The sequence below is a fragment of the Arsukibacterium sp. genome (assembly GCF_041616895.1).
GTDB lineage: Bacteria > Pseudomonadota > Gammaproteobacteria > Enterobacterales > Alteromonadaceae > Alishewanella.
The window spans coordinates 1-15,178 of sequence record NZ_JBFJPY010000081.1; the positions used below are offsets into that span (position 1 = coordinate 1).

Annotated in this window: 15 protein-coding genes; 3 read left to right on the forward strand and 12 right to left on the reverse strand. The window is 49.9% G+C overall.

All coding sequences use genetic code 11. From position 1 onward, the window contains the following. Positions 1-21 precede the first annotated feature (21 nt). The 12 genes from lipB to leuS form a co-directional block, all read right to left on the reverse strand. Positions 22-615 carry a lipoyl(octanoyl) transferase LipB gene (gene lipB / locus ABY802_RS12790; protein WP_372627541.1) on the reverse strand — a complete coding sequence of 198 codons (594 nt, stop codon included), beginning with the start codon at positions 613-615 and terminating at the stop codon, positions 22-24. A 134-nt stretch (positions 616-749) separates the two neighbouring features. Beyond that, a complete protein-coding gene (gene ybeD / locus ABY802_RS12795; RefSeq protein ID WP_290613026.1) occupies positions 750-1,031 on the reverse strand; it encodes a DUF493 family protein YbeD in 282 nt (93 codons plus the stop codon). A 198-nt stretch (positions 1,032-1,229) separates the two neighbouring features. Then, positions 1,230-2,393 (reverse strand): serine hydrolase, encoded by a 1,164-nt coding sequence (locus tag ABY802_RS12800; protein WP_372627528.1) that lies wholly within the window; start codon positions 2,391-2,393, stop codon positions 1,230-1,232. A gap of 55 nt (positions 2,394-2,448) precedes the next feature. Beyond that, the gene (locus tag ABY802_RS12805) at positions 2,449-3,258 is read right to left on the reverse strand and encodes a septal ring lytic transglycosylase RlpA family protein (RefSeq protein WP_372627529.1); all 810 of its coding nucleotides are present in this window, start codon (positions 3,256-3,258) and stop codon (positions 2,449-2,451) included. After that, complete coding sequence (rodA, locus tag ABY802_RS12810) at positions 3,251-4,372, reverse strand: rod shape-determining protein RodA (protein WP_372627530.1); 1,122 nt, start codon at positions 4,370-4,372, stop codon at positions 3,251-3,253. The genes ABY802_RS12805 and rodA overlap by 8 nt, the downstream gene beginning before the upstream one ends. Next, positions 4,365-6,233: a penicillin-binding protein 2 gene (mrdA, locus tag ABY802_RS12815; protein ID WP_372627531.1), complete on the reverse strand. Its 1,869-nt coding sequence runs from the start codon at positions 6,231-6,233 to the stop codon at positions 4,365-4,367. Before mrdA ends, rodA begins: the two co-directional genes overlap by 8 nt. Positions 6,234-6,235: 2 nt before the next feature. Continuing rightward, positions 6,236-6,706, reverse strand: a complete 471-nt coding sequence (gene rlmH / locus ABY802_RS12820) for a 23S rRNA (pseudouridine(1915)-N(3))-methyltransferase RlmH (protein WP_372627532.1) — start codon at positions 6,704-6,706, stop codon at positions 6,236-6,238. Positions 6,707-6,712: 6 nt separating this feature from the next. Next, the gene (rsfS, locus tag ABY802_RS12825) at positions 6,713-7,033 is read right to left on the reverse strand and encodes a ribosome silencing factor (RefSeq protein ID WP_372627533.1); all 321 of its coding nucleotides are present in this window, start codon (positions 7,031-7,033) and stop codon (positions 6,713-6,715) included. Between the two features lie 63 nt (positions 7,034-7,096). Further along, positions 7,097-7,753: a nicotinate-nucleotide adenylyltransferase gene (nadD, locus tag ABY802_RS12830; protein ID WP_372627534.1), complete on the reverse strand. Its 657-nt coding sequence runs from the start codon at positions 7,751-7,753 to the stop codon at positions 7,097-7,099. Further along, positions 7,743-8,786, reverse strand: coding sequence for a DNA polymerase III subunit delta (gene holA / locus ABY802_RS12835; protein WP_372627535.1), 1,044 nt, complete (start codon positions 8,784-8,786; stop codon positions 7,743-7,745). The genes nadD and holA overlap by 11 nt, the downstream gene beginning before the upstream one ends. Then, on the reverse strand, positions 8,786-9,259 hold the full coding sequence (gene lptE, locus ABY802_RS12840) for an LPS assembly lipoprotein LptE (protein WP_372627536.1): 474 nt from the start codon (positions 9,257-9,259) through the stop codon (positions 8,786-8,788). Before lptE ends, holA begins: the two co-directional genes overlap by 1 nt. A 1-nt stretch (position 9,260) precedes the next feature. Continuing rightward, positions 9,261-11,849 (reverse strand): leucine--tRNA ligase, encoded by a 2,589-nt coding sequence (leuS, locus tag ABY802_RS12845; protein WP_372627537.1) that lies wholly within the window; start codon positions 11,847-11,849, stop codon positions 9,261-9,263. 133 nt (positions 11,850-11,982) lie between these two features. Between leuS and ABY802_RS12850 the strand changes: the two genes are divergently transcribed. The 3 genes from ABY802_RS12850 (at position 11,983) to ABY802_RS12860 (ending at position 15,176) form a co-directional block, all read left to right on the forward strand. After that, entirely contained in the window at positions 11,983-12,468 is a 486-nt protein-coding gene (locus ABY802_RS12850; RefSeq protein WP_372627538.1) for a hypothetical protein, read from the forward strand. A 306-nt stretch (positions 12,469-12,774) separates the two neighbouring features. Further along, on the forward strand, positions 12,775-14,259 hold the full coding sequence (locus tag ABY802_RS12855) for a SulP family inorganic anion transporter (RefSeq protein ID WP_372627539.1): 1,485 nt from the start codon (positions 12,775-12,777) through the stop codon (positions 14,257-14,259). A gap of 62 nt (positions 14,260-14,321) precedes the next feature. Beyond that, positions 14,322-15,176 carry a universal stress protein gene (locus ABY802_RS12860; protein WP_372627540.1) on the forward strand — a complete coding sequence of 285 codons (855 nt, stop codon included), beginning with the start codon at positions 14,322-14,324 and terminating at the stop codon, positions 15,174-15,176. The last annotated feature ends 2 nt before the right edge of the window (positions 15,177-15,178 follow it).

Below are 15,178 nucleotides of genomic sequence, written 5' to 3' on the forward strand. Positions count from 1 at the left end.
CCTGGTTCCATTCGCGCTGTCTTAGTCATGTTGCCACTCTAACCCTGTTTTAAAACTTAGTTCGGATACGGCCAGAAGCCGTTGAAAGATGTTGCTGATGTCAGTTTTTGCCTGGGCAATGCTCAGCGGCCCGCCAAAATCTTTAGATTGAATCATTTGCATGCCGGCATAACCACAGGGGTTGATCCGGTTGAAAGGGCTCAGATCCATATCTACATTCAGTGCCAGGCCATGAAACGTACAGCCTTTGCGCACTCTTAACCCCAGCGACGCCACTTTTTTACCTTCAATATAGACCCCTGGTGCGTCAGGTCTGGCATTAGCAGTAGTACCATACTGGGCCAGCAGCTCAATCAATACCTGTTCCAGCAACGTCACCAGTTCTCGTACCCCAAGCTTGCGCCGTTTGATATCAAGTAGCACGTAGACCACCAGTTGGCCCGGCCCATGATAAGTAACCTGGCCACCACGGTCGACCTTAACTACCGGAATATCACCCGGCTGCAGCAGATGTTCCGCTTTACCAGCCTGACCCTGAGTAAACACCGCAGGATGTTCCAGCAACCACAGCTCATCGACAGTGTGCTCATTCCGAGTGTCGGTGAAATGCTGCATCGCTTGCCATACTTGGGTATAGTCCTGGCTTGCTAAATCACGGATCACAAGTTGCTGACTGATGTTCAAAATTCACTCCGCATAAAAACTGGCTGCATTATAGCGATTTATCTGGCCAATGCGAGTTCAGGCGATTAAAGAACGTAACGAACCAATTCTATTTTGCCAAGCTCAGTATACAGCAACTCAATATGCGCTTTGCTGGTTACCGTGACTTGCACTGATACTGAATGATAATTCCCTTTTGCGCTGGGTTTCACTTTCGGGCTGTAATCGGTAGCATCGGTGTGGCGGCAAATTACAGTCATCACGTCGTCTACCAGGGTTGGCTCAGCCAAGCCTAACACTTTAAAGTTGAACTGGCAGGGAAACTCCAGGTACTGATCAAATTTGGTGTCTTTTACTTCATTTGCCATATCATTATTCTCACAGACGCTAATGTGTTACTGACAACCTGCTGCATGCTATGGTTGGCAAAGGTTGTGTCAAAGGTTGCTGTATCAGGCAGGCGCCAATGGCTGAAACCTGCCCGAAAAGGTGCTTAGTGTATTAAAAATAGTGTAACCAAAAATCCCGGCAGTTGCCGGGACAAGTCACAGCACAGATATCACGTATTAATTAAATTGCATTTTGACGTAATCGACCATCCGGCTGAAGAAACCGCCACGGCCGACATCCTCAAGTGCAACCAAGGGGTATTCAGCAATATCCTGATTGTCCAGTTTTAAATAAATGGTACCGACTACTTGGCCTTTAGTAATGGGGGCAATCAGTTGCTGATTCAAGCTAACATCTGCTTTGAGGTTGCGGCGCTGGCCCCGGGCAATAGTAATTGGTGTGCTTTGTAACAGACCAAGCTGGATTTGTTCTTTGTCTCCCTGCCATACCCGCTGCTCTGCAAATTGCTCACCACTTTGGTAGGGCGCAAAGGTTTCGAAGAAGCGAAATCCATAACTTAATAGTTTTTTGTTTTCGTTGGCGCGCTCACGCTCGCTGTCAGTGCCCATTACTACCGATACCAATCGCATACCGTCGCGGGTAGCAGAGGTAATTAAGCTATAACCTGCTTCACTGGTATGGCCGGTTTTAATGCCATCTACTGCCAGGCTACGATCCCATAATAATGAATTGCGGTTGTACTGCCTGATACTGTTATAGGTGAACTCTTTTTCGGCATAAACGGCGTATTCTTCTGGAACATCCCGAATTAACGCCACAGCCAGTTTACTCATATCCCGTGGCGTGGTGTATTGCTCCGCCGCTGGTAAACCATGGCTGGTGCTAAAGGTTGTATTAAGCATTCCGAGGCGCTTTGCATGCGCATTCATTAAATCAACGAAAGCACTTTCGCTACCGGCAATATGTTCCGCCATCGCGACACAGGCATCGTTGCCTGACTGAATAATAATACCCTTGTTCAGATCGGCTACGCTGACCTGGGTACCGACTTCAATAAACATTAACGATGAACCCGGGAAGTTTTTTGCCCAGGCATTTTCGCTGATGGTTACTTTATCATCCAGGCTGATATTGCCATTTTTTAATTCAGTACCAATCACGTAACTGGTCATCATTTTGGTAAGACTGGCGGGTGCCAATGACATGTCAGCATTTTCTTCAGATAATACCTTGCCGGTATCGTAGTCGATAAGAATATGGCCTTTTGCACTAACGGCAGGAGGCTGCGGTACTACAACCTGTGCCTGGGTGATACTGACAAAACAAAAACTGCTGATGGCAATAATGCCGGAAGTAACGATGCGTCGATAACTATTCATGAGACCCGTTCTTTTATTATTAAAATTACAAAATATTGTAACAGCAGGCGATGGCTTAACTGCATACCGTGCTGTCGAAAAAGTAAGCGCCCGGATACTGGTTGGCTTTTAATTTTGCCAGCCAGTTCTGCGCTTGCCGGTTATCCTTACTCGGACCCACCAGCAGCCGGAAAATTCCATCAGCTGCCTGAATTTGGGTAGGGACTGCCAGTTTTTGTTCCACCTCTGCGCTTAACTGGTTTAGTTTAACATTATCAGTACTGGCAAATATCTGGATATAACACGGCTGATTGGCTGTAGCTAAACCCTGCGCCAGCATGGCAGGAGATTTTATAAGCTCAAGCTGAACTCTTGCTGTACCTTGTTTTAACATGCCAATTTTACTGGCGGCAGAGTAGGATAAATCAATGATCCGATCCCGGTGAAAAGGCCCGCGATCATTCACCCTGACAATAGCACTTTGGCCATTGTCCAGGTTGGTTACTTTAACATAAGAAGGCAATGGCAGGGTTTTATGGGCCGCAGTCATGGCAAACATATTATAGGTTTCGCCATTGGAGGTAAGATGGCCATGAAATTTACTGCCGTACCATGACGCAATCCCCGTCTCCTGGAATAGGGTAATATCGGCAATCGGAGAGTAATGCTGGCCAAATACCTGATAAGGCCGGTTGCCACCACGGCTTAGCGGTTCAGCAACTGGCACCGGATCGATCATCTCCAGCATGGTAGGTAACCGCTCAGGTTTGCTGTCTTGTTGTTGCTGATATCGGCCGGCATTCGGCGACGTATATTCAGGTTTACTGCTGCAGCCGGTTAGCGACAGTATTCCTGCCATCATCACAACCCAATAACACTTAACCATTTGCCAACATCCGCTTATGAGTACTGACCGACATTAATACGCCAAAGGCGGCCATTAACGTTACCATAGAGGTACCACCATAACTAACCAGCGGCAGCGGCACGCCAACCACCGGTAATAACCCGGAAACCATGCCAATATTAACAAAAACATAAACAAAAAAGGTCAGGGTAAAACTGCCCGCGACCAGTTTACTGAAATTATCCTGTGCGGTGCTGGCAATGACAAGACCACGGCCAATGATGAACAAATAAATGGCGAGCAACAGCAGCACGCCAATCAGTCCAAACTCTTCACTTAACACCGCAAAAATAAAATCGGTATGACGCTCTGGCAGAAACTCTAATTGCGATTGCGTTCCCTGCAACCAGCCTTTGCCATCGACCCCACCAGAACCGATAGCAATTTTAGATTGAATGATATGATAACCCGAACCCAATGGGTCTGTCTCGGGATTGAGAAACGTCAATACCCGTTGCCTTTGGTAGCCATGCATTAAAAAAAACCACATAACAGGGGCAAAGGCCGACACCAGTACCACAATAAAGCTGATTAAACGCCAGCTCATCCCCGCCAGAAATAACACAAACACCCCTGACATGGCGATTAATAGCGACGTACCCAAATCAGGCTGTTTGGCTATCAGCAGGGTCGGTATGGCACACATGATAAAACCGACAATCAATCGCCAGATACGGGGGGGTAAATTATCAGCAGCGATAAACCAGGCCACGGCCATGGGCACCGCTAGCTTCATAATTTCTGAGGGCTGAAACTTCATAAACCCTAAATCAAGCCAGCGCTGCGCGCCTTTGCCAACATAGCCAAATAGCAATACCGCGACCAGCATTAACAACCCAACACCGAACAACGCAATCGCCCAGCGACGGATAGTTTGTGGGCTCACCTGGGCAATGCCCACCATCACCGCTAAGGCTACCCCCAGGCGAATGATCTGGGCTTTCATCATGGCTTCGCTCTGGCCAGTGGCGCTGTATAAGATGAGCAGGCCAAAGCCAAGTAAGGTAAGTAGTCCCAGTAATAATGGCAGGTCAATATGAAATGCCGCCAGCCGGCCGCTGCGCTGTGCCGGATTAACCAGGCTGTTATTCATTGGCATTTACTCCGGCAGAAAAATAATAGTCCAGTAATTGGCGGCCAATAGGCGCGCCGACACTGCTGCCACCACCGGTGTTCTCCACGGCAACAGCAAATACTACTGTTGGGTTTTCGGCCGGCGCATAACCAATATACATGGCATTGTCCCGATGTCGTTCATCAAGCGATTTGGCATCGTATTTTGCATCCTGAGCTATTGCCACCACCTGCGCAGTACCGGTTTTACCGCCTGAGCTGAATGGTGCTGTTTTAAAAGCGGGATGCGCCGTTCCTTTTACTGTTGCCACGGTTTGCACCATGGTATCAGCTACTACCTGCCAGTTCTCTTCATCAATCACGGTCACACTGGGTCTAAGGCCAGGGTCGACCAATTCACTGTCGCTTTCTGAGCTCAGCTCAGCGGCCATATGCGGGGTAGGTAGCAAGCCTTTGTTAACCAGAACAGCGGTGGATAAGGCCAGCTGAAGCGGGGTGGCGGTCCAGAAACTCTGGCCAATGCTCAAGGGGACCGTATCGCCAGGATACCAGGGTTGATTAAAGCGGGCCCGCTTCCAGCCGCGGGACGGCATATTGGCACTGGCTTCCTCATGAATGTCGATGCCGGTGCGCTCACCAAAGCCAAATTGACGCATATAGTCTGAAATTCGATCAATACCGAGTTTAATACCTAAATCGTAAAAATAAATATCACAGCTTTGCGCTACTGCGCTGTATACATCAACCCAGCCATGACCACCTCTTTTCCAGTCACGAAAACGATGATCGCTGTTTGGCAAGGTAAAATAGCCGGGATCCCAGACCCGGGTATCGGGTTGTACAGTGTTGGTTTCCAGCCCCAACAGGGCCATAAGAGGCTTAATAGTCGATGCGGGTGGATAAATTCCCTGGGTAGCGCGATTAATCAAAGGCCGTTCTGGTGAGTGCAGTAAGGCATTATAATTGCTGCTGCTGATGCCGTGCACAAACAAATTCGGGTCATAACTGGGGTTAGAGTAAAAGGCCAGCACGGCACCGTCCCGCGGATCCATGGCAACAATCGCCCCACGGTTCTGCGCCAGCGTCTGTTGGGCAGTCAGTTGTAAACCGACGTCCAGGCTAAGTTTGATATTTTTACCGGAGCGGGCGGCTACTGAACGTAAAACCCGGATCACCCGGCCCCGATTATTAACCTCTACTTCCTGAAAACCCATGGTGCCATGCAATTGCTCTTCGTAGTAGCGTTCCAATCCGAGCTTGCCAATTTCGCGGCTTGCAGCATAGTTTGCCAGCTGACCTTGTTCATCCAGGCGACGTAAATCATCAGTATTAATTTTACCAATGTAACCCAGGGCATGGGTAAATAAGTCGCCAAAAGGGTAATGCCGGCTTAATCGCGCTTCTACCGTCACTCCGGGGAAGCGATGCAGGTTCACCGAGATCACCGCCACTTCCTGCTCATCCAGACGTTCTTTTAAAGCAATAGAATTAAAGCGCCGTTGTTGCCTGACCTGTTGCAGAAACTCCTGTTGTTGTTCATCAGGGATCTCTATTAACTCCGCCAGGCTGCTCAGGGTAGTCTCGATATCATCTATTTGTTCTGGCACCAGCTCCAATGAAAAAACTGGCTTGTTCTCTGCCAGCAAAATGCCGTTACGGTCGCTTATTAGCCCGCGATTGGGTGCCAACGGCAATACTTTAATGCGGTTGCCCTCAGAGCGAATTTGGTAATCCTGATACGAGCGTACCTGCAAATTGTACATGTTGAGCAAAATAGTACTGAATGAGAGGCAGACTATCAGCATAGCCACCACCGCTCTGCTGTTAAACAGACGGGTTTCGGCAGCAATATCCTGCATAGCAACGCGTTTCTTCAGCATAACTACTCGCGATGATAAGGGTGATTAGTACTGATGCTCCAGGCCCGGTATAAGGCCTCTGCCAGCACCACCCTAACCATGGGGTGGGGCAGGGTCAGCGCGGATAGTGACCATTTGGCTTCACTGGCGGCAATAACCGCGGGTGCCAGTCCTTCGGGTCCGCCCACCAGTAGCGCCACATCGCGGCCATCCTGCTGCCATAACTCCAGGCGCTGTGCCAGCTGTGGGCTGCTCCAGTTATCTCCGGTGACCTCCAGGGTAATAATCCGGCTGCCCTTACTCACTGCAGAGAGCATTTTCTCCCCTTCCAGTTCCAGAATACGCTTTATATCCGCGTTTTTACCGCGTTTGCCAGCAGCAACTTCGATAAGTTCCAGCGGCATATCGCGGCCAAAGCGCCGGGCATATTCGTTAAAGCCGGTTTGTACCCAATCAGGCATTTTGGTACCCACAGCGATCAGACTAAGCTTCATACCAGATCAGGCACCCCAGAGTTTTTCCAGCTGATAAAAGTTGCGTGTTTCATCCAGCATGACATGCACGACTACCGAGTCTAAATCGAGTAATACCCACTCACCGCCGCTTTCACCTTCAATACCTAACGGCTGAACACCGACTTTTTTGCACTCTTCTGCTAAATAACCGGCAACAGATTTAGCGTGGCGGGTAGAGGTGCCTGAACACACCACCATAAAGTCCGTTACGCTAGATTTACCGCGGACATCCAGGGTTACAATGTCGCGACCTTTCATATCATCAATTTTGTCTGTGACAAAGGCGACCAGTTCGTTCGTTTGCACCTATTTTCCTCAATACTGACTAAAAGCGGCTATTTTACCACAGATTTTCCGCGGTTATAGCGCTTAGCTCTGATAGAGTCGATGTTGCTGTATATAGTTCAGTACTGGCAGGGCAAGTTCGCTGATATTTTGCTGGTTTTGGGCAAGCGCTGCGCGGATAGCGGTGGCACTGGGGCTGAAGTCGGGATTATGCAGCTCGATAATCTTGCCATGGGAAGACTGGTGCAGGGCGGCCGGGCTGGCAGCATAGTCACGAAGCAAAGCGGGTGCATCACCGTCAAGGTGGCTGTAGCCTGGGCGCTGGCAGACGATAAGGTGGCTAAGTTCAAGAATTCGTTGCCACTGATACCACTTGGTAAAATAGCTCAGCGAGTCCATGCCTATTACAAATGCCAGGGTGCTGGCAGGCATGCTGTGCTTGAGTAATGCCAGACTGTCTGCGGTATAAGAAGGACTATTTCGGTTCAGCTCCAGCGGCTGCAGTACCATAGCGGGCTCATCTGCAATAGCCAGCTCTACCATGGTGGCGCGCTGCTGAGCACTTACTCCCGGGCTGGCACGGTGGGGCGGCACATGACAGGGCATAAATTGTAGTTGATCCAGCGCACAGTGCTGCAGCACATAACGGGCACAGGCCAGGTGTCCCAGGTGCACCGGGTCAAAGGTACCGCCAAAAATACCGATTAGCGGCCGTGGACTGAAGTGGGCGTCAGTTATCATGTTGTTGCTGCAAGCTGTAAGTCCGCGGCACGGGTTTAATGAATAAACACACCAGGTGACTCAGGGCGGTAGTCATATCGGTCAGCTGACCGCCTTTGTATAAGCGGTCGAACGCGGCCAATTCTTGCAATAAGTAATCCAGATAGGCTACCGATAATCGTTGCAATGCCTGTTGATACAAGGGCTGGCGCTTCGGCCAGATGGCCAGCTGTTTAAAGGCCTGGGCCGGAGCAATACCCTGTTGCTGCTGGTGATGCAATTGCTGCAGTTGCAGCAGATCTTTTTGCAACTGCCAGATAATAATAGCGGGCTCCAGATCCTGCTGTAATAACCGATCTAGCCGGTGCAAGGCCTGTTGGCCGTCACCGGCGAGAATGGCATCGCCGAGTTGAAATACCGTAAACGACGAGTGGTCTGCTAAAAAATCTGCCAGTACAGCAGCATCGACCAGCTGACCTGGATGGGTTAACGCCAGTTTTTCCAGCTCCTGGCGCGCCGCCAGCAAATTGCCGGCACTATGGTGTTGCAACAGGCTGAACGCATCGGTAGACAGGCGCAGGTTAAGTACTCTGGCGCGCTGCTGCAGCCATTGCCCGGCCTGGCGGTCGTCCAGCGGATAAATGGCAACCTGCACCGCAACCTGCTGCAGCTGTTTAAACCACGCCAGCTTGCTAACCTCGCTAAAGCCCCGCTGGCCATGCAATACCAGAACAATATCTGCCGATAATGAATGGGCTAACTGTTTTAGCTGATCGCTGGCGGCAGGGGAGAGTTTCTGAGAAAGCTCCAGCTCAATCAGCCTTTTGGCTGAAAATAACGACATGGCGCTCAGCTCATTATGCAATTGCGCCCAGTCAAACTGGCCATCCAGGGTAAAACTCAGTCGCTCGTCATAGCCTTGCTCTTTCGCTGCCTGACGCAGTGCATCAATGGCTTCGAGCTTTTGTAACGGTTCTTCGCCAAATATCAGGTAACAGCCGGCTAACCCTTGCGAAAGCTGGGAAGCCAGCTGGTTAGCGTACAACTTTTGCATCAGTCTAACCGGGCCAGTTGCCGGATAAGCCGATTCGCAGCCTGTTGCCGTAATTCGCCAAGTAATAAATCCAGCTCGCGGGCTTTGGCCAGGGCCTGATTCGGATCGTCCTGATAATCACGGTATAGTTCAAACTGATTAAATGCTGGCTCCTGGCCGGGCATAATCAAATAGTAGCTCACTTTATAAATCAGCTCATATTCCGCAACCTGACCGCTTGGAAACAGCGATAACGTTCGCCGCTCAAGGGTATCACTTACCAGCTGAATGGTCGGCGCGTCAGCTTGCATACTGTCCAGTAAACGGACGCTATTCTGACGCAATCGTTGATTAAGCAATTTCGCCAGTTCAGAATGCGCCTCACTTTGCACATAGATAGCGGGAAACTGACTGAGCGGTAAATTGCCGCGTAAATGAAACCCGCAGCTACTGAGCATTATGGCCAGAGCGGTCACTATGGCAATTTTGACCATATCAGCCAACCACCAGGTTTAACAGCTTTCCTGGTACGTAAATCACTTTACGCACTGAAACACCTTCCAAAAAGCGCTGCACATTTTCTTCCTGCATGGCAACTTCAAGCACCTGTTGCTGAATAGCCTCCGCCGGAACGGTAACTTTAGCCCGTACCTTCCCGTTTATCTGCACCACCACCAGTTTTTCTTCTTCTATCATGGCTTGCTCGTCGACCACCGGCCATGGCGTTTGCTCTATGCCCTGGTCCTGGCCCATCTGGGCCCACAAATATTGGGCAACGTGCGGCGTTATCGGGTTTAACAGTTGTAACAGCGCTACTATGGCCTCATTCATGACTGCTTTGTCTTGCGCCGTTTCCAGCGCAGCCCGTTGCAACTTGTTGCTTAATTCCATAATGGCGGCGATTGCTGTATTAAAGGTGTAACGCCGGCCGATATCGTCGCTGACTTTAAAAATGGTTTTATGCAATTCACGACGCAAGGCTTTTTGTTCGCTATTGAGGGCGCTAATGTCCAGCACGCCGGGTGTGCCAGCAGCTTTGACGTCATTAACCAGGGTATAAACCCGCTTAATGAAGCGATGTGCGCCTTCCACCGCAGAGTCAGACCACTCCAGGGTTTGCTCTGGTGGCGCAGTAAACATCATAAACAGGCGGACGGTATCGGCACCATACTGATTAATTACCTGCTGCGGATCGATACCATTATTCTTCGATTTAGACATTTTGCTCATGCCAGCTGATTGCACGCTCTGGCCATCGCTTTGCAAAATCGCCTGGATGATCCGGCCCTTTTCGTCACGCTCTACAGTAACATCCTGTGGTGATAACCACTGTTTGCCGCCGTTTTCAGTGTCGCGGTAAAACGTCTCTGCCAGCACCATGCCTTGGCACAATAAGCGTTTAAACGGCTCATCACATTGTACCAGGCCAACATCGCGCAGCAGCTTGTGGAAAAAGCGGGCATATAACAGGTGTAAAATAGCGTGCTCTATACCACCAATATATTGGTCTACCGGCAGCCAGTAGTTGGCTTTGGCCGGGTCCAGCATCGCTTTATCATGATCCGGGCTGCAGTAGCGGGCATAGTACCAGCTTGACTCCATAAAGGTGTCGAAGGTATCGGTTTCATGAAAAGCCGGCGCACCGTTGTACTCAGTTTTTGCCCAATTAACGTCCGATTTTATTGGCGAAGTAACGCCATCCATCACCACATCTTCGGGCAACCGCACCGGTAGCTGATCTTCCGGCACCGGCACCACGGAACCGTCGGCCAGGTTCAACATAGGAATGGGCGTACCCCAGTAGCGCTGGCGCGAAACGCCCCAGTCCCGTAGCCGGTAATTCACTTTTACTTCGCCTTTGCCCAGGCTGGCTAGCCTGTCAGCAATGGCTTTAAAGGCATCCGCAAACTCCAGCCCGTCAAATTCAGCCGAATTAATCAGGGTGCCTTTCTCGGTGTAGGCTGCCTGACTTAAGTCGGCAGCATCGCCGCTGCTGGCCGCTACAACCTGCTTAATATTAAGGCCATATTTGGAGGCAAACTCATAGTCGCGCTGATCATGGCCGGGCACCGCCATCACCGCACCTGAACCGTAATCCATTAATACAAAATTGGCGACCCAGACCGGCAACTGCTCGCCGGTTAGCGGGTGAATAGCAAATATGCCGGTAGCACAGCCTTTTTTCTCCATGGTGGCCAGTTCGGCTTCGGCCAGCTTGCCACCTTTGCAGTCTTCAATAAATGCTGCCAATTGCGGATTAGTTGCTGCGGCCTGTCGTGCCAGTGGGTGCTGCGCGGCCACGGCCAGATAGGTTACGCCGTACAGGGTATCGGGTCGGGTGGTATACACTTCCAGCTCGCGAGTCTCTGCTGAGGCGACATCAAAGCGGATGTTGACGCCTTCAGAGCGGCCAATCCAGTTTTTCTGCATGGTGCGAACTTGCTCGGGCCACTCGGTCAGCTGCTCTAAGTCTGCCAGCAGCTCTTCGGCATAGGCGGTAATTTTAATAAACCACTGGGCCAGCTCACGTTGCTCTACAACGGCGCCTGAGCGCCAGCCACGGCCGTCAATAACCTGTTCATTAGCCAGCACACACTGGTCAACCGGATCCCAGTTAACCGTTGCCATCTTTTTATATACCAGGCCTTTTTCATACAGCTTGGTAAAAAACCATTGTTCCCAGCGATAGTATTCCGGTTTACAGGTGGCGACCTCGCGACTCCAGTCATAGCCAAAACCCAGGCGCTTTAACTGGTTTTTCATATAGTCGATATTTTCGTAGGTCCACTTTGCCGGGGCGGTTTTATGGTTAATGGCGGCATTTTCAGCCGGTAAACCAAAGGCATCCCAGCCCATCGGCTGCATCACGTTTTTGCCCTGCATCCGTTGAAAACGGCTTACCACATCGCCAATAGTATAATTACGGACATGACCCATGTGTAACCGCCCACTTGGGTAGGGGAACATTGACAGGCAATAAAACTTCTCTTTGCTGGGATCTTCAGTCACCTTAAAGGCGTCGTTTGCTTCCCATTGTTGTTGCAAAGCGGTTTCAATTTGCTGCGGGTCATATTGTTGTTGCATTTACATCATCCACGATAAAGTTCTGGCAGGGCCGGCAATGCCGGAAAAAGTGGTTATAGCATACCGCAGCGCGGTTTTGACAACAATAAGCAAGCGCGTTGTCTATACTAGGAAAAAGCAGCAAGGAGTGAATATGAGTGATTTTAATAAGAAATATAAAAAATGGTTAGCTGATTTTAACCACAATTTGCAGCAAAACCCGCAAAATTACGATAATCAGCTGGTTAAGTTTATTGATACCTTAAAAAACTATCTGCGAGCCGGTAAAGATCTCAGCGCGTACGAAACCCGTCTGTTTATCGAAACGCTGAAACGCCAATGGCATGAGCAGCAGGAAGAAGCAAAAAGTGCTGAACCCGAAACGCCGGCCCCATCATTATGGCCCGAAGCATTATGGCAGGAGCTTAGCGGTATTACCGATAAAACCCAGTTAGAATGGCAGGAGCTGACTCAGGATTTCAAGCATCAGGGCGTGTATTTTCAGGGTGAAATGGTCGGGATGGGCCGCTACCGTTGCAGCAACTGTTATCAGCACATCGATTACACTCATCCTGGTGAGTTACTACCCTGCAGTCACTGTGGTGCAGTGCAGTTTTATCGCGAAGGTTTGCCGGTTTAGTGTCCTGAACATTTTCAGATCCGATAAACCGTTGTTTTTAGCATGGTGATGCCCTGCAAGCCGTTTTAACGCGGTTTTCACTGGTTTTGTCGCGTCTAAACCGCTACAATATGCCCTGTTTTTTCAGTGTTGAACAAAAAGTGACCAGCGAGGAAAGGCCGGTGTAATTCCCAAACCCCCTGACTAAAGTGCAAATTACGTTCATGGCTTGAAGCTGAAAATGCCGCCTGGAACAGGCACTTTTATATGCAGTTTATGCAACACTTCTTTGCTTAATATAAGAAAATAACGCGTTGGACATTTTAAATGATTAATTCTATCAAACAGAACTGGTTCTCCAATATCAGAGGAGACATTCTGTCTGCTATCGTGGTAGCACTTGCCCTGATCCCTGAAGCCATAGCCTTCTCTATTATTGCCGGCGTCGATCCTAAAGTCGGCCTTTACGCCTCTTTCGCTATTTGTTTAATTATTGCTTTTGTTGGTGCCCGTCCGGCGATGATCTCAGCGGCCACAGGCGCAATGGCGTTGCTAATGATCACCCTGGTAAAAAACCACGGCTTGGAATACCTGCTGGCAGCGACCCTGCTGTGCGGTGTTATTCAGATTGTGTTTGGTTTATTTAAACTCGGCGATTTAATGCGCTTTGTGTCACGCTCTGTGGTCACCGGTTTTGTGAATGCCTTAGCCATTCTGATTTTTATGGCACAGCTACCCGAATTAAGTGGCAGTTATGGCACCGTGACAGTTTACGGTATGACGGCGCTGGGCCTGGCCATTATTTACTTATTTCCGTACGTAACTAAAGCCGTGCCATCACCTTTGGTGTGTATCATTGTACTGACCGCGCTGGCCTTATATTTTGGCATGGATATTCGCACTGTTGCTGACATGGGCGAATTGCCCGACAGCCTGCCTATTTTCCTGTGGCCTGATGTGCCACTGAATTTTGCTACCCTGCAAATTATTTTTCCCTATTCATTAGCGCTGGCGGTAGTGGGCTTACTTGAGTCATTGATGACCGCCACTATTGTTGATGATTTAACCGATACCAGTAGCGATAAAAACCGCGAATGTGTAGGCCAGGGTGTGGCCAATATTGGCTCAGGTTTAATTGGTGGCATGGCCGGCTGCGCCATGATTGGCCAGTCTATTATTAATGTTAAATCAGGCGGGCGTACCCGCTTATCTACCTTGCTCGCTGGCGTGTTTTTGCTGATGCTGATTGTGTTTGTCAGTGATTACGTTGGTTTGATCCCAATGGCTGCCTTGGTGGCCATTATGATCATGGTATCCATTGGTACCTTCAGTTGGTCTTCTGTTAAAGACTTACGCAAAAATCCTAAAAGCTCTTCTGTGGTGATGATCATGACTGTGATCGTGGTGGTTGCGACTCACAACCTGGCCTACGGCGTGCTGGTAGGTGTGTTGTTAAGTGCCTTGTTCTTTGCCAACAAAGTGGGCCAGATCCTGTATATCGGTTCTAGCTTATCGGCCAACGGTCATCAGCGCGATTACACCGTTGTTGGTCAGGTATTTTTTACCTCTGCGGAGCAGTTTATAGGCGCATTTGATTTTAAAGAAGCGGTGGAGAAAGTAAAAATCGACTTAAGCCGGGCCCACTTCTGGGACATCACCGCCATTAGCTCGCTGGATAAAGTGGTGCTGAAGTTCCGCCGCGAAGGCACCGAAGTAGAGTTGGTTGGCCTGAATGAAGCCAGCGCCACGCTGGTTGACAAGTTTGCGGTACATAATCAACCTGATGCAGTAGAAAAGTTGATGGGACATTGATCTCAGGTAAAGTCAGTAACACTATTGCGGGCTAAATTGACCCAGGCAACAGGAGAAAAACAATGACTAAAAAAGTAATGGCGTGTATCGACGCCTCGCCTTATGCCGAAGCGGTATGTGACTATGCGGTTTGGGCGGCTAACCGCTTAAGCGTGCCAATGGTCGTTATTCATGTGCTGGATAAGGCACAGCATACCCATACCCCGGATTTAAGTGGCAGTATTGGCCTGGGTTCGCAAGAAGTATTGCTACAACAGTTAGCAGAGCTGGATGAAAAGCACGGCAAGCTTGCGCTGGAGCGTGGCAGGCTTATGCTCGATGCCGCGAAAAGCCGGGCAGAGCAGGCAGGCGTTGCCGCTGTCGATGAACGCTTACGCCATGGTACCCTGGTGCAAACTCTGGTCGAGCTGGAAGAAGAGACCAGGTTACTGGTGCTTGGCAAACGCGGCTTTAGCAGTGCCGATGCCCATGGCCATCTGGGGTTGCATGTCGAGCAGGTCATTCGCAGCGTGCATAAACCTATTTTATTAACCCAGCAAAGTTATAAAGAACCGCAGCGCATTATGCTGGCCTATGATGGCAGTGCCACCGCTCTAAAAGGCCTGGAAATGCTGGCAGCCAGCCCGCTCGGTAAAGGGTTGCCAGTGCATCTGGTAATGGCAGGCGCTAATATTGAAGCCGCGCAGCAGCAAATGGAAACCGCAGCACACATTCTGCGTAATGCCGGTTTCGATACCCGCATTGCCATCGTCGGTGGCGAGCCGGAAGAGGTACTAAACCAGTACCAGCAAGAGCATCATATTGACCTGATGGTAATGGGCGCTTACGGCCATTCCCGCATTCGCCAGTTTATTGTAGGCAGTACAACGACTGCCATGATTAGCAAGGCGAAATGTTCTTTGTTAATTCTTCGCTGATA

Coding starts and splice junctions, on each gene's coding strand:
- lipB (WP_372627541.1), bottom strand. CDS start 615: ATGCAGCATTTCACCGACACTCGGAATGAGCACACTGTCGATGAGCTG.
- ybeD (WP_290613026.1), bottom strand. CDS start 1,031: ATGGCAAATGAAGTAAAAGACACCAAATTTGATCAGTACCTGGAGTTT.
- ABY802_RS12800 (WP_372627528.1), bottom strand. CDS start 2,393: ATGAATAGTTATCGACGCATCGTTACTTCCGGCATTATTGCCATCAGC.
- ABY802_RS12805 (WP_372627529.1), bottom strand. CDS start 3,258: ATGGTTAAGTGTTATTGGGTTGTGATGATGGCAGGAATACTGTCGCTA.
- rodA (WP_372627530.1), bottom strand. CDS start 4,372: ATGAATAACAGCCTGGTTAATCCGGCACAGCGCAGCGGCCGGCTGGCG.
- mrdA (WP_372627531.1), bottom strand. CDS start 6,233: ATGCTGAAGAAACGCGTTGCTATGCAGGATATTGCTGCCGAAACCCGT.
- rlmH (WP_372627532.1), bottom strand. CDS start 6,706: ATGAAGCTTAGTCTGATCGCTGTGGGTACCAAAATGCCTGATTGGGTA.
- nadD (WP_372627534.1), bottom strand. CDS start 7,753: ATGATAACTGACGCCCACTTCAGTCCACGGCCGCTAATCGGTATTTTT.
- holA (WP_372627535.1), bottom strand. CDS start 8,786: ATGCAAAAGTTGTACGCTAACCAGCTGGCTTCCCAGCTTTCGCAAGGG.
- lptE (WP_372627536.1), bottom strand. CDS start 9,259: ATGGTCAAAATTGCCATAGTGACCGCTCTGGCCATAATGCTCAGTAGC.
- leuS (WP_372627537.1), bottom strand. CDS start 11,849: ATGCAACAACAATATGACCCGCAGCAAATTGAAACCGCTTTGCAACAA.
- ABY802_RS12850 (WP_372627538.1), top strand. CDS start 11,983: ATGAGTGATTTTAATAAGAAATATAAAAAATGGTTAGCTGATTTTAAC.
- ABY802_RS12855 (WP_372627539.1), top strand. CDS start 12,775: ATGATTAATTCTATCAAACAGAACTGGTTCTCCAATATCAGAGGAGAC.
- ABY802_RS12860 (WP_372627540.1), top strand. CDS start 14,322: ATGACTAAAAAAGTAATGGCGTGTATCGACGCCTCGCCTTATGCCGAA.